Source organism: Rubritalea marina DSM 17716 (genome assembly GCF_000378105.1).
GTDB classification, from domain to species: Bacteria; Verrucomicrobiota; Verrucomicrobiia; order Verrucomicrobiales; family Akkermansiaceae; genus Rubritalea; species Rubritalea marina.
In genome coordinates this window covers 25,898-45,556 of the sequence record NZ_KB899257.1, presented here as the reverse complement: position 1 = coordinate 45,556, position 19,659 = coordinate 25,898, and the positions used below count along the sequence as shown (strand labels likewise).

15 protein-coding genes are annotated in these 19,659 nt (G+C 53.3%); 10 read left to right on the top strand and 5 right to left on the bottom strand.

Features of this window, described 5'->3' with window-relative positions; genetic code table 11:
• Positions 1–57 precede the first annotated feature (57 nt).
• On the bottom strand, positions 58–2,460 hold the full coding sequence (pheT, locus tag F454_RS0109630) for a phenylalanine--tRNA ligase subunit beta (RefSeq protein WP_018970447.1): 2,403 nt from the start codon (positions 2,458–2,460) through the stop codon (positions 58–60).
• A gap of 350 nt (positions 2,461–2,810) precedes the next feature.
• Between pheT and F454_RS0109625 the strand changes: the two genes are divergently transcribed.
• Together F454_RS0109625 and F454_RS0109620 are read left to right on the top strand one after the other, a co-directional pair.
• Positions 2,811–3,260 carry a hypothetical protein gene (locus F454_RS0109625; protein WP_156817236.1) on the top strand — a complete coding sequence of 150 codons (450 nt, stop codon included), beginning with the start codon at positions 2,811–2,813 and terminating at the stop codon, positions 3,258–3,260.
• Positions 3,261–3,348: 88 nt separating this feature from the next.
• A complete protein-coding gene (locus tag F454_RS0109620) occupies positions 3,349–3,852 on the top strand; it encodes a DUF2059 domain-containing protein (protein WP_018970445.1) in 504 nt (167 codons plus the stop codon).
• A 187-nt stretch (positions 3,853–4,039) separates the two neighbouring features.
• Here the strand turns inward: F454_RS0109620 and F454_RS0109615 are convergent, their stop codons facing one another.
• A complete protein-coding gene (locus F454_RS0109615) occupies positions 4,040–7,774 on the bottom strand; it encodes a 3-keto-alpha-glucoside-1,2-lyase-like domain-containing protein (protein ID WP_018970444.1) in 3,735 nt (1,244 codons plus the stop codon).
• Positions 7,775–8,098: 324 nt separating this feature from the next.
• Here F454_RS0109615 and pheS point away from each other — a divergent pair, with 324 nt between their 5' ends.
• On the top strand, positions 8,099–9,115 hold the full coding sequence (gene pheS / locus F454_RS0109610) for a phenylalanine--tRNA ligase subunit alpha (protein WP_026292824.1): 1,017 nt from the start codon (positions 8,099–8,101) through the stop codon (positions 9,113–9,115).
• A gap of 72 nt (positions 9,116–9,187) precedes the next feature.
• Here pheS and tadA read toward each other — a convergent pair whose 3' ends face one another.
• The gene (gene tadA, locus F454_RS14800) at positions 9,188–9,751 is read right to left on the bottom strand and encodes a tRNA adenosine(34) deaminase TadA (RefSeq protein WP_018970442.1); all 564 of its coding nucleotides are present in this window, start codon (positions 9,749–9,751) and stop codon (positions 9,188–9,190) included.
• A gap of 187 nt (positions 9,752–9,938) precedes the next feature.
• Between tadA and rpe the strand changes: the two genes are divergently transcribed.
• The 6 genes from rpe to F454_RS0109575 all read left to right on the top strand — a co-directional run bounded on the left by rpe (position 9,939) and on the right by F454_RS0109575 (position 15,566).
• Positions 9,939–10,577: a ribulose-phosphate 3-epimerase gene (rpe, locus tag F454_RS0109600; protein ID WP_240471557.1), complete on the top strand. Its 639-nt coding sequence runs from the start codon at positions 9,939–9,941 to the stop codon at positions 10,575–10,577.
• Between the two features lie 72 nt (positions 10,578–10,649).
• Positions 10,650–11,621: a CPBP family intramembrane glutamic endopeptidase gene (locus F454_RS0109595; RefSeq protein WP_018970440.1), complete on the top strand. Its 972-nt coding sequence runs from the start codon at positions 10,650–10,652 to the stop codon at positions 11,619–11,621.
• Positions 11,567–12,325: a ComF family protein gene (locus F454_RS14795; RefSeq protein ID WP_156817235.1), complete on the top strand. Its 759-nt coding sequence runs from the start codon at positions 11,567–11,569 to the stop codon at positions 12,323–12,325. The genes F454_RS0109595 and F454_RS14795 overlap by 55 nt, the downstream gene beginning before the upstream one ends.
• A gap of 47 nt (positions 12,326–12,372) precedes the next feature.
• Positions 12,373–13,203 carry an acetyl-CoA carboxylase, carboxyltransferase subunit beta gene (gene accD, locus F454_RS0109585; protein ID WP_018970438.1) on the top strand — a complete coding sequence of 277 codons (831 nt, stop codon included), beginning with the start codon at positions 12,373–12,375 and terminating at the stop codon, positions 13,201–13,203.
• 35 nt (positions 13,204–13,238) lie between these two features.
• Entirely contained in the window at positions 13,239–14,492 is a 1,254-nt protein-coding gene (locus F454_RS14790) for a bifunctional folylpolyglutamate synthase/dihydrofolate synthase (RefSeq protein ID WP_156817234.1), read from the top strand.
• A gap of 72 nt (positions 14,493–14,564) precedes the next feature.
• Positions 14,565–15,566, top strand: a complete 1,002-nt coding sequence (locus tag F454_RS0109575) for a V-type ATP synthase subunit I domain-containing protein (RefSeq protein ID WP_156817233.1) — start codon at positions 14,565–14,567, stop codon at positions 15,564–15,566.
• A 23-nt stretch (positions 15,567–15,589) separates the two neighbouring features.
• On the opposite strand, the gene F454_RS0109570 is transcribed toward F454_RS0109575, so the two are convergent.
• Complete coding sequence (locus tag F454_RS0109570; RefSeq protein WP_018970435.1) at positions 15,590–17,218, bottom strand: esterase/lipase family protein; 1,629 nt, start codon at positions 17,216–17,218, stop codon at positions 15,590–15,592.
• Positions 17,219–17,250: 32 nt separating this feature from the next.
• Positions 17,251–18,462, bottom strand: coding sequence for a carbohydrate porin (locus tag F454_RS0109565; protein WP_156817232.1), 1,212 nt, complete (start codon positions 18,460–18,462; stop codon positions 17,251–17,253).
• A 175-nt stretch (positions 18,463–18,637) separates the two neighbouring features.
• Here F454_RS0109565 and F454_RS0109560 point away from each other — a divergent pair, with 175 nt between their 5' ends.
• The gene (locus F454_RS0109560) at positions 18,638–19,654 is read left to right on the top strand and encodes an HAD family hydrolase (RefSeq protein WP_018970433.1); all 1,017 of its coding nucleotides are present in this window, start codon (positions 18,638–18,640) and stop codon (positions 19,652–19,654) included.
• Positions 19,655–19,659: the final 5 nt, after the last annotated feature.

The window sequence follows — 19,659 nt, the reverse complement described above, 5'->3', positions numbered from 1 at the left end:
AGCTGGGGGTTTTTTATTGAATCAAGCGGGGCGATGATCCCCCGGACTCGAGTCGCCTTAGCGGAAGCTAAGCTTGAGCTTGTTGGCAAGGGTGTCGAGCAATGCTTGGTGCGCCTTGTCGACCTCTTTTGCTTTGAGGGTCTTGCTTGGTGAGCGGTAGTGGAAGCTGTAGGCCACGGACTTCTTGTCGGCTGCGATCTTCTCGCCTGAGGCGTCAGTGAAGACGTCGAAGCAATGGAAGTCGACGAGGAGGGATTCGTTGTGCTTCTTGATCGCGGCTTCGATGGCGGCATTCTCGAGCGTGAGTGGTGCCTCCATGGCTGCGTCACGGCTGGAGCCAGGGAATTGTGGAAGCTCGTCTACTTTCTCCACGCCGGTGGCGAGTTGTTGGAGTTTAGCGAGGTCGAGTTCGGCCACGTAGACTGGGTTGTTGGCATCAATTTCGCGGCAACGTGCAGGAGTGAGTTGGGCGAAGGCGCCGATTGGCTTGCCATCTGCGAGAACGTCGGCAGCGAGGATGAAGCCGTCGCGCTTGCGCTCCTTGAGCTGAACTTGAGCTTTCGGCAGGATCGCGGCAACGATTGCCTTGAGGTCGAAGAGATCGGCGATGCTCGGCACCTTGGAGGCCCAGTTTTGTGGGGCATTGGTGCCGGAAACGAGGAGCGAGAGGGACTCGGCTTCGAGATCCTTGGCTTTGCCACCACCAGCATTGCGGAATTGCTTGCCCATTTCGAAGAAACGCAGCGACTTGCGGCCTTGGCGGATGTTGCGCGCGGCGACTGCGACGAGTCCTGGCACGAGGCTAGGGCGCATGATCGCGTGGTCTTCGGAGAGTGGTAGGGCGACCTGCACGAGATCGCCATCCATGAGTGGGCGCTGTGGTAGGGCGTCGCACATTTGCGCCACCATGTTGTCGTTCGAATGAGCGGCAATGAGTTTGATCGTCTGAGTTTCGTAGAACCCTAGGCTTGCGAGCTGGCGTTTGAGGCCGAGCTGGTAGTCGTAGGCGTGGTCGACAGCGGATTCATCGACGTAGGCACCGACGAAACGGCTCTCCACATTTTCGAGGCCGTGGACGCGGGCGATCTCTTCGACGAGGTCGATGTGGCGTTGGAGGTCGAGACGGAAGCTTGGGATGTTCCAGAGGTCGTCGGCACCTTCTTCGAGGCCGAGCTTGGTGAGGATGTCTTTGGCTGCTGCGTGGGTGATCGAGCCGCCCATGAGTTGGTCGAGCTTGGCGATGTCGAGCTTCACCGGCTGGGTGAGCACGGGGGCTTCGCCAGCTACGGCTGCTGGGCCATCGATCGTGCCACCGGCGACTTCGACCATGAGCTTGGCGGCAAGGCTGGCTGCTTTGAGCACTGCCTGTGGGTCTGAGCCACGCTCGAAGCGGTAGGATGAGTCAGAGCTGAGCGCGGTGCGGCGTGAGCTGCGGCGGATGAACGATGGGGTGAAGTAGGCGGCTTCGAGCACCACATCGGTGGTGGACTCGGTGACGCCCGAATCGTTGCCTCCCATGATGCCAGCGAGTGCGAGGGCTTGGCCGCCCGCATCTGAGATGAGGAGATCGTCCTTGGTGAGAGCGATTTCTTCGCCGTCGAGCGGGAGGAACTTTTCGCCCTCAGCGGCGGTGCGGATGTCGAGGGAGCCATCGAGCTTGGCTGCATCAAAGGCGTGCAGCGGGTGCCCGAGTTCATGGAGCACGTAGTTGGTGATATCGACGATGTTGTTGATTGGGCGCAGGCCAATGGCATTGAGCTTGGTCTGCAGCCACTCTGGGCTGTCGGCCACTTTCACGCCGCTGATCTTAGTTGCTGTGTAGAGTGGGCAGCGCTCAGGGTTGCTGAGAGTGATGTCGCTAGCAGCAGTGGCGTCGAGAAGGTCGAACGCTGGTTCGGTGCGGGACTTGCCAGTGAGGGCGGCGAGCTCACGCGCCATGCCACAATGGCTGAGAAGGTCTGGACGGTTCGGGGTGATTTCCACCTCGATGATGGTGTCGCTTGCGAACATCTTCACCAATGGGGTGCCAATCACCGCGTCTTCATCGAGAATGAAGAGGCCGTCTTCAGCATCGACAAGGCCAATCTCGCTAGCGCCGCAGAGCATTCCCTTGGATTCCACATCACGCAGCTTGCCCTCTTTGATGACAAACCCGCCGCCGAGGTCGGCACCGGGGAGAGCGCAGGGGACTTTGTCGCCCACCTTGTAGTTTTGAGCACCACAGACGATCTGGCGTAGGGATCCTTCACCGGCATCGACTTGGCAGACCTTGAGTCGGTCGGCATTTGGGTGTTGCACGGCATCTTTGATCTGCGCCACCACGACGAGCTCGGTGCTGAGTCCTTGTTGCTCCACTCCTTCTACTTCCACACCTGCGAAGGTGAGGAGGTCATCGAGTTGGGCAATGCTGTGGTCGCTGAGGTCTAGGTGGTCGTTGAGCCAGTTGAATGATACGTTCATGGAATCGGTGCAGTGGATTGACTGCGAGTTGCTTGTTCAGCGTGCTGATTGAATTCACCAGCACCTTCTGTTTGATAGGGTTTCGATGCCGTAAATCCCTTAGAATGTCAATCACTCAGCACCGGGAAGCTTCACCTAGATTTCCATCTAGCCCTTCAACAACTCACTCCTAAGTGCCGGCCGTGAAAATCAATCTTCATTTTTCTATCAGATGCCTTGTGGATACTTCAATGCGGTGGTCGTGGAGTAGTTTCTTGTTGTCGGCTATTAGATTATGTTAGGTATTGTGTATGGTGATCAATCATTCCTATGCATGTCGATTTTTCGCCGTCTCAGTGGCGGTGTGTTCTATGAGTGTGGTGCCAGCACTCTGGGCTCAGGAAAAAGCCCCGAAGAAACTGAAGGCGAAAACTTCTGAGGTGACGAAGCCTGAGCAAAAGAAAGTGGCAAAAGTGAATGCCAGCGAGTGGAAGTTCGATGCTGCCACGAAGAAGTCGCTCCGAGAGTTTTACAAGCAATATGCTGAGAGTGATTTGGGTCTGCCATCCGGCATTGCCAAGAAGGTGGCGGCGGCTGATCCATTGCCATCCGGATGGCGCGATCAATTGAGTCCTGGCTGGAAGATCGATGAAGCCTGGCAGCAACGTCTCCACATCGTATCGATGGCTGATTTGCCATTGGATTTCAAGGTCAGCCATGATGTTGGTGTGTACCTATTGGGCGATCGTATTTTGCGGGTGGATGAGGGGAACAAGGCATTGATCGACGCGGTACGCATCCCGACGATCAAGCTGAAGTGAGTCAAACGCTAGGATTCTAGCAATTATAGCTTGTACTCAACTGCGCTCAGTACATGTTAGACCAATCTATTGAACTCAAAAACGACCTATGATGAAAAAACCACTAATTCTCGCTCTTGCCTTGATGAGCCAAGGTGCCCTAGCTGACGAAGCCTCCACAGCCAAAGCCAGAGAGCTGATGGAAGTGATGGAGATGCGCCAGAACGTAGAGAAAGCCTTTGGTCAGGTGATCAAATACAATACGGGGATGATCGACCAACAGCCGGGGATGACTCCGGAGCAAAAATCCACAGCAAAAGAAGCGGTCACTGCCGCGACCAAAGTAAGCATTGAAGAGATGCTGAAGGTCGATTGGGAAGGGATGTTTGCCGAGATCTATGGTGAGGTGTTTTCTGTGGAGGAGGTGCAGGGTTTGATTGATTTTTATCAGTCACCAGTCGGTAAAAAGTTCACGGCAAAGCAAGCTGAACTCACTCAGGCAACCATGGGGCGGATGCAAATGGAGATGGCAAAGATGATGCCTAAAATCCAGGCTGCCACGCAAAAGGCAGTGATGGATGCAACAGCTCCAGCTTCGAAAGCTTCGGAATAAGTGCCATGCTTGGGCGAGGTCTTTCGCCCACATGTGCTGGATCTTGACTGTCTGCTAGATGGTGCTTGTGCCATGATGCATGGCTTGCTTGTGCCCTGTGTGTTGGGCTAGCTTCTAGACACAAATTCGCCGGGAACCTGTGATGGCGCCCGGCGAATGCAATTGAGTGTTGGAATGACTGCTTAGATTAGTCCTCAGTATTCGGAATACCGCTGGAGAGGAGGTAGCCAATCAAGTCACGTACTTCCTCGCCATTCATGCCATTCATGAGCATTGGAGGCATCTGAGAAACTGGGCTCTCGACGATGCTTTCAACATCTTCAAACACGATGGAGGTTGGCTTGAGTTCTTCCGTGGTCTTGGTCATCGGGTAGATGTCGTACACTGCTTCACGTGGTACCACCACGCCGGTGAAGACTCTGCCATCCTTGAGTGTCACAATCTTTGAACCGTATTGATCGGAGATTTCCTTACTTGGCTCGATGATGGACTCGAGGAGGTAGTTGGCACTGAACTTGGTGCGTACCATGCTCAGGTCAGGGCCGATGTCACCACCGAGGCCGTCGAAGCGGTGACATGAAGCACAGGCGCTTGCGAAGAAGAGGCTACGTCCGTTCTTAATGTTAGCATCTTTGAGCGCTTGCTTGGTCACGTATGGGCGGGCGTCAGCCACTGTCCAGTTCTTGCCTGGACCCTTCGGTGGGTTGATTGCGAACTTAGGCTTCGGATCGAAGTCTTCACCTGTGATGTCGTTGAGTGCCACGCGCTCTTCCGGTGTGCAGTGACTGAGCACTTCGTCACGGATGTTGGCGAGGAACTTGGTGTAGCTCAAACCACCTGGGTGCTTAGCAGCATCGTAGAGGAACTTGAGGTGCTCGCGGCGTTGCTCCAATGTCCAACCTTCTCTGAGGTTACGAAGCATGAACGCGTATCCAAGCTTCTGCACTGGTGGGTAGTCGGCAAGCAAGCGAGTCACTGGGCCACCGTAGTTTTTATTGCGGCTGATCACGGATCCCTGCCAGTTTGGCACGACTTGCTCGTGTGGAGCTGCGATCATTTCGAGCGCTTGGGTGATGATGGTAGGTGACTTGAGGTAGATCAAGACACGTACGAGCTCGGTGTTGACTGAGTCGCTCTTGCTAGGAAGCTGCGGGCTAAACTCAGCGATGAGTTTGTCACGCATTGCATCTTTTGGCTCACCCATGCGGATGAAGCAAAGTGCGTAAGCACGGAGGAGTCCTGTATTTTCTTCGGCACTGAGCTTGTTCATGTCGAGTGCGAGGAGTGCGTTGAGGAGCTTCTCTTGGTGTTCAGGAGTACCCTGACGGGCAAGTGCTACTGCGGAAGCAATCAATGCCTGTGGGTTCTTTTCAGCAAATACCTTGTCTGCCCATGTGTCGACTGGCTGAGACTCGACCGCCACACGAGCGGCACCGCGGAGCCAGCGATCCTTGGATGAGAGGTGTGGCCATGCTTTGGCGACAGCAGATGGGTCTTGCGCACCGTGGAATACTTCGAGCGCACGACGTTGCTTGTGCATTTCAGGAAGTTCGTCGTTGTTCTGAGCGATAGGAGCTGTGGATTCGCTACCATTGTATTTGATACGGCAGAAGCGTGAAGCTGCTTTACGACCACCTACAGTGAAGTAGAGGTACCCGTCTTTACCAACAACAGCGTCGGTGAGTGGCAGTGGTTCGCCGAAGCAGAACACTTCTTTTTCAGCTTTGTAGCCAGCACCGTCAAACTTCCAGTGGAGGGCGTACATGGTGCCGAAGGTCCAATCGAGTGCGAAGATCGCGTCTTGGTACTTGGCTGGGAACTTGGTGCCGATACCGGAGATCACGCCAGTCGGGGAGCCAGGGCCAACTTCTGCGATAGCAGGAAGGCTGTCTTCGTAGTATTCAGGCCATTTGCCTGAGCCTGAGCGCCAACCGTAATCGGAGCCACTGGCTACGAAGTTGATGCGTGTGGCGCGGTACCATGGTGATCCCATGTCCCACTCCATGTCGGCGTCGTAGGTGAAGCTATCACCGAAGCGGTTGCTAGCAATGCCGTATTGGTTACGGTAACCTACTGAGATGATTTCGTTTTTCTTGGTCTCAAAGTCGTAGCGTGCCATGTAGCCACCTGGCGCCATGACGCCGCGGGCGTGACCGCGAGCATCCCACTCACGCTTGAGCAGGAGGTCTTCTTGCCAGCCTTGGACTCTGGAGCGTGAAGTGATCTCTTTCTTCGGCATTGGGGTGTGGTTACCCGCTACGAGGTAGAGGCCTTTCTTGTCTTCAGTGAGACGGATCGCGTGGGTGCCGTGCTCGGAGTGGTTCACTGCAGTTGGCAGTTCTTCCGAGTGGTCGAGGATGCCGTCACCATCGGTGTCGGTGAGCTTTTGCATCTTAAAGCGACCGTAGTAGTAGAGTGCGCCGTCATGCCATGCGAGGCCCTGAGCTCCTTCGAGTTCGATCGGTACTTCCTCGATGAGGAGGCGGCCGGATTCTTCATCCACAGTCACGCGGTGGAGGCCACCTTCGGTGTACTGGTCACTGGCGTAGAAGCGTCCTTGGTCGTCAACAGTGAGTGCCACCTTGGATCCCATTTCTGCTGGGAATGCGAAGAGTTCTTCCACCTCGAAGTCATCGAGAGTGGTGATCTTGGAGGCAGGAGCGTCAGCAGTCATGCCGAAGCTACCCCATGGCTCGACGCCGAGGTCGCCTGAGCTCTTGAGCTCGAGATTCCAGTTGGCAGATACTTGAGGGTCGGTCTTCCAGTTGTCGGCAGGCGTGGTGCTAGCATTCCAGCTAGTGTCACTGACGATTTCGGTGAGTTCGCCACCATGTTGCTGCATGGAGAGCTTGAAGAGAAGTCCTGCGATGCCGCCAGCATTGGTGGCTTCGATGGCGACGAAGTTTTTGCCAGGCTTGAGCTGCTTGAGGATGGACTTGGAAATGAATGGGTTGTTCCAGGAATCGGACTTGGCGATTTCTTTGCCATTGATCCAGAGGGTGAAGCCGTTGTCACAGGACGCCATGATGGCGGCCATGGTGGTTTGCTCAGGAAGGTCAAAGGACTTGGTGAGGTAGATTGGCTTGTTGTCGTGCGGGTTGTCTTTCCAAACCCACTGCGCTTTCTTGCCATTGATGAAGTTGATCTCTTCCGCATCGAGGTCGAACTTGACCACGGTGCGTAGCTTGTCCATTTCCTTTTCCTTCTCGGTTTGAGCGAGGAGGGACTTGGCTTCAGCGCCTTCGACCTTGCGAAGTACGATGTCCTTGTACTCGACCTTCATTGGCTCACCAGCGTGAATTTGAAGGGCAATGATGCCTTTGGAGTGAGCTTCAGGGTGATTGTCTGTCACGTCGACGGTGGTGATGCCGTTGATTTGGTGGATCAAGCGATTGCCCACAGCGACAACGCGCAATTCATTCCACTGCGTGGCGTTCCACTTGATGTCTTTGTTGCCGAATGCGGTCACTTCCTTGGTGCCGTCGGCTGCGATGTCTACCTTTTGGAAGCGCTGAGCGACGATGCCGCGCTTGCCACCTTGGTGGTAGAGCATGCCGAAGAAATTGTTATTCGGGTGAAGGTCAGCTTGGTAGCCGTTCACAAGGTAATTGTCTGGGCTGGCTCGCTTACTGCGGTATTGGAGGCCTGAGTTGTTGCCTTCGTAGCGAACTTTGAGGGTGATTTCAAAGTCTTCGACTTCGCCACCATCCCAGATGAGAAAATTGCCACCAGATGGGTTCTCAGGAGTGGTCTGACCAACGATGATTCCGTCTTGTACGGACCAAAATTTCTTATCTCCTGTCCAGCCGGAAAGGTCTTTTCCGTTGAACAATTCTTGGGGCTCACCGGCATAGGTGAGGGCGGCGGTGCTGATGCATGCCAGCCCTACGAGGCCTGTGATTCTCTTCACTGTGTTCTTCATGATCTGTGGTGTTTAATGGATGTGAATGATTAGATCCACTCGAAAAAAGTGGTGGTAATGGATGAATGTGTATCGGGGCAGTGTACTAGGTCTCTTGAAGAAAGCAATTTATCGTGAAGGTATGTATCACGATCCTACCCGTAACTTGCTTAAGAGTACCATTAAGGGACGGGTGTTCTATCAGTCATGAGTCTAATAGAGTATCCCAATTATATAGGATATGTGCAAAGTCTGAAAGGATCTTTGACAAGGGTTTGAGCCCAGTCTGTGGCGATAAAACCAGTGGACAGTGATGGGGATTTATGGCAGGCATTCCACAAGTTCATGAAACAGCAACTCGATACGATCCAAGCTGATGCGCTCGCAGCCATCGCCGCTTCCGCAGACCAGAAAGCGCTCGATGACACACGTGTGGCCTTCCTCGGTAAGAAAGGAACCCTCACCGCCGCCGCCGCTGCGATGAAGGATCTGCCAAACGAAGAGAAGCCAGCCTATGGTCAGGCTCTCAACGTGGCGCGCAAGGCCGTGACTGAAGCGATCGATGCAAAGCTTGTCGAGCTGCAGGAAGTGGAGGACAAGAAATCAGTGGATGGGATTGATCTGACACTGCCGCCTCGCGAGTTACTTGAAGGGGGGCTCCACCCACTTACCTTGATTAAGGATCGTGCGGTGCAGATATTGCGCCGTATGGGTTTTGCCCTCGCGGATGGTCCAGAGATTGAAACGGAGTATCATTGCTTCGATGCGTTGAACACGCCAGATGACCACCCAGCGCGTAATGAGAAGGACACCTTCTATTTTGATAGTGGTAAGTTGCTTCGAACCCACACTTCTTCTGTCCAGATTCGCACCATGGAAAAGGCGACTCCTCCTGTGCGTATCATCGCCCCGGGCTCAGCCTATCGCCGCGATGAGATCGACGCCACCCACCTTTCTGTATTCAACCAGCTCGAAGGCCTTTTTGTGGCTGAAGATGTGAAGCTTGGCGACCTCAAGGGGACCTTGGAGTATTTCTTCCGTGCGCTCTTTGGTACGGAGACTGAGATTCGTTTTCGCCCGCACTTTTTCCCATTCACGGAGCCAAGCTTCGAAATCGACATCAAGCTTCATGCCAAAGGCCAAGAACCAAAGTGGATCGAAGTAGCTGGCTGCGGCATGGTAGACCCCGCAGTGTTTTCCTCCTTGGCTGAGAGCCGTGGTGATGAGGTATTTGATCCAGAGAAGGTCACTGGATTTGCGTTTGGTATGGGGCTCGACCGCCTTGCAATGATCCAGTGGGGCATCAAGGACATCCGTCTGCTGATTGACAACGACACCCGATTCCTCAAGCAGTTCGCATAAACGAATAGGCTGCGCCGACTCAGAGTGGCCGGCCGAAGCGAACCATGCTTCGCGGACATGAGGGAGTATCGACTATTGTTCAGCCACATCTTCTGCGCTTGCTTGCTGCGCTTCCTCAAGCAGCTTTAGCTTGGCGGCATCGCGTTCAGCTTTCTTTTTCGCTCTGGCCTCACGAAAAAAGCTTTGGAGGATCTGCAGGCATTCTTCTTGGAGGACGCCTTTGGTGGTCTCGCAGCGATGATTGAGCGGTGGGTTGGAGTCTAGCAAGTTGATCCAGCCGCCCGCAGCCCCCCCTTTGTCGTCAGGGATGCCGTAGACAACGCGATCAGGGCGGCAGTGCACGATGGCACCGGCGCACATCGGGCAGGGTTCTTTGGTGACATAAAGGGTGCATCCAGTGAGGCGCCAGTCGCCCAGCATGCTTTGTGCAGATGTTAGGGCCAACATTTCTGCGTGTGCAGTGGCATCCTTGAGTGTCTCGACTTGGTTCCATGAACGGGCGATGACTTTTTCATCTTTGACGATGATGGCTCCGATGGGAACCTCGCCAGCTTTGTAGGCTTTCATGGCCTCGCGCAGTGCGAGCTCCATGAAGAAGGTGTCACCTTTGGGTTCGATTTGGAACTCCTCGCTCATGCGATTAGCTGTAATTCGTCTGCGGGCTTCTGGCAACCATGGAAAATTGCCGAGTGATGCTTGATTGTGGGATATGCGCCTTGTGAAAATTCCGCGATTCCGAGAAATGCCAAATTGGCCACTTGAATCTCGATGGGTTCTCACTATGCTTTGGGCTATGAAGAAATGGCACCATTCTGATCGTATCATGGCACCCTCATTGTTGGCTGCTGACTGGGGAAAGGTGACGGAAGAAGTCAGCCGTGCGATTCATTCTGGTGCGGATTGGTTGCATCTCGATGTGATGGATGGCCACTTTGTAGACAATATTTCCTTTGGTCCTCAGATGGTTGAGGCGATTCACGAGAGCAATGACATATTTCTGGATGTGCATTTGATGATCACGCGTCCGGACCATTATTTACCGCGCTTCATCAAGGCGGGTGCAGACATGATCACGGTGCATGTGGAAGCAGACCACGATGTGTCGGCCACGCTGTTGCTGATTCGTGAAGCCGGGGTCAAGGCTGGTTTGGCCTTGAATCCTGCGACCCCATTTGAAGAGGTGTTGCCGTACTTGGATCAAATCGACCTGCTTTTACCGATGACCGTCGTGCCAGGCTTTGGCGGGCAAAGCTTCATGCATGACATGATGGCGAAGGTGGAGGCCGCGGCAGCGTATCGCGACGCAAATGGCTTACATTTCCATATTGAAGTGGATGGTGGAATCAATACAGAAACAGCGGCCATCGCCGGGAAAGCTGGGGCCAATGTTTTGGTGGCTGGTTCTTCATCATTCCAAGCACCGGATATGAAGGCCGCGATCACCGCAATGCGAGAAGCATAGTGGGACACTACCTGCGCGGACAGCTGCAAGCGGTTGTTGCTAGTTCCAGAGTCATCGTTTAGGCTGCGACCAGTGACACGACTACTCCAACACGATTTGTTCAAGCTCTTCCTATTCATTGTGGCGAGCTTTGTGGGTGCGGCCTTACTTTCCCCGCATCTTTATTCTTGGGGCAAGGACCTCGCGGCTGAGGCAGCGGTGGCTGAGCTTTCGGCACCGATGGAATGGCTGGCAAAGAAGTGCGACAACGCGCGCTTTTCGCGGTACTTCAACCGCGCATTGATGGCGACCGCTCTGGTGTTGTTGTTTCCTCTGATCAAGAGTTTGCGCCGCAAAGGTGGTGAGAAGGAAGAGAAGAAGCCTTTCCTGCAGCGGATCAATCCTCAGGCTAGGGGTTGGAGAGACTTGGCGCTGGCGCTGGGTTTTTCTGCTGGGTTTCTCACGCTTTTGGTGGCCTTGCTGTATCAATTAGGCTGGATCGAAACCGCTGATGATTTTGTGTTTGCTAAGGCTTTTCAGAAGGCAATCATTCCCGCGATCATTGTATCTTTATTGGAAGAATGGTTGTTCCGTGGGGTGCTCTACTCGGTGCTGGCACGCAAGCTGAACGTGGCTGCGAATATCACCGGCCTCTCGCTTTTCTTTGCAGCAGTGCATTTTCTCTCGCCACCCGATGGGGCACAGGTGGCAGACCCTCGCCATTTCCTTGCCGGCTTCGAAATGCTCGGCTTGATTGGTCAAAAGTTCCTGACTGCAGCTGAGTTTTTTGGAGTATTCATGACTTTATTTGTGGTGGGGGTGACATTGGCCTACACCCGCTATGTGACTGGTAGCTTATGGTTTGCTATTGGCCTGCACGCCGGTTGGGTGTTTTCTCTTAAGTTTACCAACCGCCTGACAAATCCTACTGGTGAAGGGCGCAGTATTTGGTACAATGATAGCCTGATGGATGGCCTTCTTCCACTTGCTACATTGGTGGTGACAGCGGCATGCATCGCCCTCTACTTCCGAATGCGTCCCCCGTGCAAAAACCAAGATTCCTAGATAGCGCTCTCGATTACCTGTACCCTCCATCTTGTTTACAATGTGAGCTGAGTACGGATGGTGGCAGGCTGCTCTGCCCAGATTGCGTTGCAGCGGCGGCGCGCGTGCGTGCGCCATTTTGCAGCCGTTGTGGCGAGTGCTACGATGGCGTGATCGAGGGGCAGTTTGCCTGTGCCAATTGCCGCGACTTGAACTTTGCTTTTGAATTTGCCGAAGCGGCACTGCGCAACACGGCGAAGAACCACGAGCTGATCGTGAGCTACAAGTACGGTAAGCAACGCTACTTGAGTGGTGAGTTGGCGCGGTTTTGTGCCGAGGTGATCGAGCAAAGCCCGCGCTTCAAAAGCCTAGCGTCGCCGATCCTGGTGCCAGTCCCGCTCCACTGGCGCAAGCAATGGCAGAGGGGCTTCAATCAAGCGGAACTGCTGGCTCAAGAGCTTAGCAAGCTCACGGGTGTGCCATGGCAAGCGTTACTCAAGCGCACCCGACACACTCAAACCCAGACACGTCTGAGCCGCCAGCAGCGTGCGGCTAATCTCAAAGACGCATTCACGGCGCGGCGTATTCCCGAGGGATTTGAGAGTGTGATTCTCATCGACGATGTCTTTACGACTGGCTCCACGGCTCAGGCCTGTGCCCAAGCCTTGAAGAAACCGGCATCGCAAATTGAAAACATAGTTGTACTTACCGCATTACGAGGCTAGGCTTTGGCCATCTAGCCAGATGGGCTACGCAACATTTTACCAACGCCATGGGAATTTTCGAAAGACCAAGACTACGCAATAGCAAGAAGAAGGACATGCCAAACGACCTTTGGACCAAGTGTCCAGCGTGTGGCTCCATGATCCACACACTTGATCTCGTTCAGAACGACCAAGTTTGTACCAGCTGTGATCATCACTTCCTCTTAGGCTCACGTGAGCGTATTGCGAGTATTGCAGACAGTGGTTCTTTTGAAGAAACCAATGCAGGATTGTTCGCTGAAAATCCACTAGACTTCGCCAAGTACGAGGAAAAAATTGCGATGCTTCGCCAGAAGACTGAACTCAACGACGCGGTGGTCACTGGTCGCCTCACGATCGAGGGCCAGCCAGCAATGATCGCCGTCATGGACTTCAAGTTTTTTGCAGGTTCCATGGGCTCGGTGGTTGGTGAAAAGATCACGCGTGCGGTGGAAGATGCCATGGCTGAAAAGCGTGGTATGATTATTATTTCTTCTTCCTCTGGTGCTCGAATGCAAGAGGGCATGCTCTCGCTGATGCAGATGGCTAAGACATGCGCAGCTCTGGCGCACCTCTCCGAAAAAGGACTACCATACATCTCTCTCATGACCCACCCTACGACTGGCGGAGTCACAGCATCATTCGCAACGATTGGGGATATCAACCTCGCTGAGCCAAAATGCATGATCGGCTTTGCCGGGCCTCGCGTGGTGAAAGAGACAACCCACCAAGACCTCCCTCCGGGATTCCAGACTGCTGAGTTTATGCTAGAGCACGGCCTCATCGATGCGATCGTGCAACGCCACGAAGTGAAGAAGAAGCTTGGCCAGCTACTCAGCTACATGATGCCACAAGCATGATTTGAGCTGCATGTGGCAAGTGGTGCGCCCACATCGTGAGTTGCTCACCACTGCACACCGAATACGAAGTAATGACTTATCCGGAAGCGTTAGAGTGGCTCTATTCCACCCAGACCTTTGGTATTAAGCTGGGACTGGACGGTCCACGTCAGTTGCTTCGTCAGTTCTTTGCAACCCCGCAGCGCGGTACCAAAGTCGTGCATGTCGCAGGTACGAACGGGAAAGGATCAACCAGTGCCATGGTCGATTCCCTCGCGCGAGCCACCGGCATGCGCTGTGGATTATTCACTTCGCCACACTTGATTGAATTTCGCGAGCGGATCCGCGTCAACGGCGAAATGATCAGCGAGCTTGAGGTGCTACAGAGCGTCGAACAGCTCAAACAATTGGTCGCCGACTGGGACCATCACCCGACATTTTTTGAGCTCACACTCGCGATTGCTATGCGTCATTTTAAGGCCATGGATTGTGAGATGATTGTTCTGGAGACTGGGATGGGCGGTAGGCTAGATGCAACGACCGCAGTGCCTGCAGATGTGTGTGTGCTCACTCCGATTGCCGATGACCACAGCGAGTGGTTGGGAGAAACGTTGGAGCAAATTGCTTTTGAGAAAGCCGGAATTATTTGTGAAGACAAACCAGTTATTTCCGCCCCTCAGAGCCCGGAAGCTGCGGCCGTGATTGCTGAAGTGGCGGGTGAGCGAGGTGCCCCACTCACCGTGATCACTGAGCCTTTGAGAGGCTATCAAATTGATCTAGCAGGGGAGCACCAAGCCGAGAACGCCAAGTTGGCAGTGGAGGCGCTCAGTGCCCTTGAGCTGCCCTTGAATTTTGACATCGTACAACAGGGGCTCAAGCGTATCGATTGGCCCGGGCGCTTTGAAGCGATCAATCACGACCCTGTGACGATTGTCGATGGGGCGCATAACCCACATGCAGCGAAGGCATTGGTGGATACCTGGAAGTCCCGCTATGGGCAAGATCGTCCCGTGTTGGTGTTTGGCGCTGCTCAGGAGAAAGACGTGGCGAAAGTGTTGGGCTTGCTTGCTGCTCATAGTGCAGAGATTCATTTGGTGCCGATTGATTCGCCGCGCAGCCTAACAACCCAATCACTCACCTTGATGCTGCCTGAGGATAGCCCTCCGTATATGGCTCATCGGAATCTACAGTCTTGTTTGCAATCACTGAGTAATTCGAAAGGCCCGATTTTGATCACCGGTTCTCTTTTCCTTGTGGGAGAGGCCAAATCGATCATTCAAGGAGGGATTTTTCAGCGCAGTAGCCAGTAGATCCCGGACGAAGAAGCGCGTGGTGCTAGCTTTTTATTGCTCTATCAGTTAGGTGATGTAACTATGGCGGCAATGAAATCATTATTTCTAGCAACATCAATCCTCTGCACCACTGGTGCTGTTGTTCTAGCGGAAACTCCCGCTCAGCCAACTAAAGTACCGATGACCATGGAAGAGCGTGAAGCATCCGTGGTGGCATTGGAAAAGCGTATCCAGGAACGCCGCGATCGCCTGACTGAGCTCAGCGAGGACGCGCTTCGTCTCGATGATCGATTGGAATCCAAGGTCGACAATATTGTGAACAAATTGGCTTCATTGAAAGATTCGCAGGGCTCACGTCGCCGGATCAGCGCGATCAAGATGCAAGCGATGGAAACTCTGGCTGACGACGTGCAGAACTACCAACGCCGCCGTGCTGAGTTGGTCCGCGAACTTCGCAAAGAAAATCCTGAGCAACCAAGCGATTTGGTGGAGAAGGATGTCGCTCTTTTGGACCAACGAGTGGAAAAGCGTGTGGCACAGGTGTTGAAGCTTTCTAATTCTTTTACTCAGGAAAAGGATACCAAGAAGTATGAAACTACGGGTTACCGTTCCTACGGTTGGAATGGTTGGTACAGCAATGAGCGCGTGGATGAAAAATGGCGCCAAAACCGACGCGATAAGAGCATGAATAAGCGCCAGCGTGATGCAGTCAATGAAGGTCTGAAGAAGTCGCTCGAGAGCTACAAGCGCCAGCTCGCTGATGTGGAGCGCAAGCTATCTTCTGAAAATAATTCCGCTGAATACACTGAGCTGCTGCAGTCTGAGAAAGCGCATGTTGAGAACGTGATCGCCATTCGCGAGAAGCAACTGGGTGAATTTGTTCTGGTAGAGCAGCCGAATACCCAGCCAGTGTCACAGCGTGCGGCTCTGGATATCGAAGCTGCACTCGAAGATGCAATTTCTGATTTTGATTCGGACATCCGACAGATCAAGCATAAGTATGCGGAGATCGTGGAGGAACGACGTCAAATCGCTAAGCTTGAGCAGAACCTCGAAGCTCGTAAAAAGTGGCTCGAAGAGCACAAGCAATAGATGCCTGCAATTCTTACTAGAAGTTAGAGTTCTAGAATTTTCAACACCTCGGCGATTGCGTCGGGGTGTTTTTGTAGGTTGTGCCATGAAGGGACGACGCATTCGGATTCATCATTATTGATACTCGAGCTAGTGTAAGGCACGAGCCCGTCGGAGCTTTTTTCTAGGTCGCCACCCCAGCCTCGATCACCAATGATTGAGTAGTATGTGACGCCATCAATTTTGGGGCGAGATTCGATGTAGAGGAGTACGGGATGATTGAGCTCTAGGCTGTAGATCCCATCGAGATTCTGATCGATATCCCAGAGGCTTTGACCGAATTGACTGAGGTCGTGTTTGTAGCTGCTAGGATCAATTTCCAGCAACGATTTGGGGATGCGAACGAAGTGCGAGGAAACTCTGCCTATCCAATTGCTGGCGTAGGGTGATCCTTTGTGAGGAGTCCCGAGAAAGATGGCTTTATCGATAAAGTCGATAGGAGCCTCGCGCACCAGCCCTTGAAGCGTTTCTTTCACCTTTTCGGTGGCCTTTAACTCTTCGATGCTAACACGCGACAGCCTCTCGAACTCACCTTCGAAGTCACGTGTTACCACGCTGGTGAGAAGCCCCCCCATACTGTGTCCAACAAGTACCATTTTCTCTGGCTTGTTGTTATAGGTTAGCCGCGCCTTTTGCAGTTTGATTAGTTCTTGTTTGAGGTGGTTAGCGTTTTGGGAGATTGGAAAGCCAGTGGGGTAGTAGAAGACATAGATTTGATATTTCTTGCGGAACTCTGGGTTTCTCATCATGGCGTGAACCGGCTTGAGCCAGAGGTTGGGCGTGGCAGCAAGCCCGTGGATGAAGACAATGGGGGTTTTCTTTGGGTCAATGGGAGCGGTGTTGTACAGACCCATCTGAGAGAGCCCATTGTTTGGGCGCCAGACATTCTGCAACCCTGAGGTGATGAGGCTCTTGGTCTTCATGTCGTAGAACGCGACGGGGTCAGTGAAGTTGGCAGCTAGTTGGCTAGATTTTTTGGGATTGCGAAGTTCGAGTGTGAGACGCACTTGGGATTCACCCACGGGATGCCAATCGGCAAGGGCTGTGGCGGATTGGATATAGCCCGCCATAGACATGAATGGATGTCTATCGAGTGATTGAGCGCTGGCATAGGTGGTGGCTAACATGGGAGCTCCTGGACCCTTGCGTTCAATGGCGGGATCCATGCCTGGAGTGGCGAAGCGTCCACTGAAGTGGAGTTCATCAATTTTATGCACACCGAGTTCATGACAATCGACGGTTTTCGGTAGTGCGATACTGAGCTCGGGATGCTCGATAGTTTGGCCCCAAAGTTGGTGCTTGTTGATGAGCTCCGTGCCCATACCTAGCGCGTGCTGGTAGGCTCGATAGGCCCACTCAGACCGGGATCTATGGGGTTCTAGGTCATGAGCAGCAGTAAGAAAGCAGGCCGCAGCGTATTCGGGGCGAAAGGTGTAAGATTGGTATGCTTTGCGAATTTTGGAGCGAGCCGATTTACTGTAATGCCAGTCTTTCTTTGGCATGGCCGCGAGTTGCTCATTGGCTTGGTTGGCAGTGACCTTGGTGAGGCTCGGCACACAGCTAGTGAGTGCGATGAGGCAGGCTGATATGGCGATGGCGCAAAGTGGTTTCATCGGGGTGTGAGCGATGCTAGGCAGCTATTGTATTAGAAGTCAATGAGCCCTCTCAAGCCAAAGATGACTGCGTAGTTTGCTGGGATGCTGTCACCTACTTGGATTTGTATGTCGGGGGTGACTTCAAAGCCAAACTTGGAATGATGACGATAAAATACCTCAAGGACTCCTTGGTTTTCTTTAGTCTCAGAGGACTCACCGGCACCGATGGCTACGCCGATGAGGTCCTTCTCTCGGAGTGTTTGACCATAGCCTATCGCCATCATTTTGCGCAGATCGGTTTGAATGCCTTGGCTCTGTCCGTAGCGGGCGAAAATAGAGTGGTTGCTATCGGATAGCTGGAGCTCGTAGATTGCGCTGAGGCCGTAGTCTGGATCGACTTCTTCGGTGGCGTCTGCTGCCCATGTGGTGAGCTGCAAACGGTGTTGCTGGTTGCTCCCGGTGCCCCAGATGTAGCCTGCTTGGAACCCAGTAAAGAGGTTTTTTGAGCTGAGGTTGAAGTCCACTTGTTCTCCTGTTTTACTGGCTTGAACTTGAGTGAGCGCGTAGGTGAAATCGAATCCATCGGTGGCTTGCCAGCGAACAATGGCACCAGCGCCGAAGCGTGGGAAGGCGATGGTGGGATTGGTGGAGAAGACGCGATTCAAGAATGCTTTCTTCGAGCTGCGCAGGGCGTGACTGTCCAAGCGGCCTTCTGTACTGAGCTGTCCATAGCGCAGTTCCACCCGGCCCTTGAAGAAAACGTTCTGGAGGTAGAAGTCGGGGATTTCAAATCCATTGCTACTAAAGCCATCGGTAGTGCCGAGAGCGGATCCGATCTGCGTGCTCAAGCTGGCTGCTGAGTTTTCTAGGATCGCGTGGCGGTGGCGTAGTCTGAATTTGAGCGAGATTCGTCCGTCCTGTACGGCGCCAATTTTTTGTAGCAAGCGGCTTGGGTATTTCTCGTCGATGAATATCAGGCGGCCGGTGAGGCTGAGCTCGCCAGAACCTCCCGTCTTACTCTGGGGGAGGGAGCCTTGAAACAGAGCGCTGTAGCTTAGTCCCAGATCAATCCTATCAGTGGACAGAATGTAATCGATCGGTTTCTCAATGTTCTTCACCCCTGCAATCGACAGTTCAGCCGCCTCAGTAGCGGCATCGGCGGCACTCGTGTCAGCCAGCAACACAGTAGTTGGGGAGAGTGCCAAGCAAATAGCAACTGTACGAAGAACTGACATGAGCAATGCCATGTATAACTGATGCATGAGTACTTTGTCAATCAGGTCTAACATCCACTAGTAATTGGACATGTGGAAGCAGCAGAGATCAGAATTTTTCTGATGCTTGGAGATGACTTCGAACTTGTTGAGGTGAATGAAAGCGTGCCTGTCACCCAAATGAACTTGATTGAAATGCGAACATGCGGTAGACCGGTAGACAATGCCCCTATTTAAAAATCGTATCCCAAGAGCTGTTGTGGCTCTTACTGGGTCAATCCTGCTTGGCTTTTGTAGTGTTCACGCAAATCCGATATTACCCTCATGGGCTGACGGCGCCGCACGCGCCAATGTGCTACAGTTTATAGACAAGGTGACTGACAAGTCGAATGCCGACTATGTGAAGCCAACGGATCGTGTGGCTGTGTTCGACAACGATGGGACTTTGTGGGCGGAGCAGCCGATTTACTTTCAGATGATGTATGCCTTCGATCAGGTACGCGCGCGACTTGATCAGAACCCTGAGTGGAAAGAAAAGGAACCCTTCCGATCGGCGCTTGCCAATGATTACGAGGGAGTCCTCAAGTCAGGAGAGAAGGGTATTTTGGAGTTGGTGATGGCCACCCATGCTGGGATGAGCACTGAGGAGTATGCGGAATCAGTAGCTCAATGGATTGCCACAGCGAAGCACCCAAGTACTGGGCGCATGATTAAGGAGATGGTGTATCAGCCGATGTTGGAGCTGCTAGAATTGATGCGTGAGGAAGAGTTTGTCACGTACATCGTCTCTGGTGGTGGTGTGGATTTCATGCGAGTTTTTGCTGAGGAAGTGTATGGCATCCCTCCTGAGCAAGTGATCGGCAGCCGGCTCGAAGTAGAGTTCACCAATGAGGGTGGAATCCCTACATTGATGCGCAAAGCGAAGATCGACTTTATCGATGACAAGGGAGGTAAGCCGGTAGGCATTCATACCCACATTGGCAAGCGACCGATCGCTTGTTTTGGCAATTCAGATGGAGATCTGGCAATGATGCAATGGACTCATGCTGGTGAAGGCGCACGATTTTGCATGTACATTCACCACACCGATGAGAAGCGTGAGTGGGCATACGACCATCCATCTGCGATCGGCCACTTTGAAAAAGGCCTGAATGAAGCCAAAGAGCAACAATGGACGGTCGTCGATATGAAACGAGACTGGATCAATATTTTTCCGAACAAACAGAAAACCACCAAATAAAATAC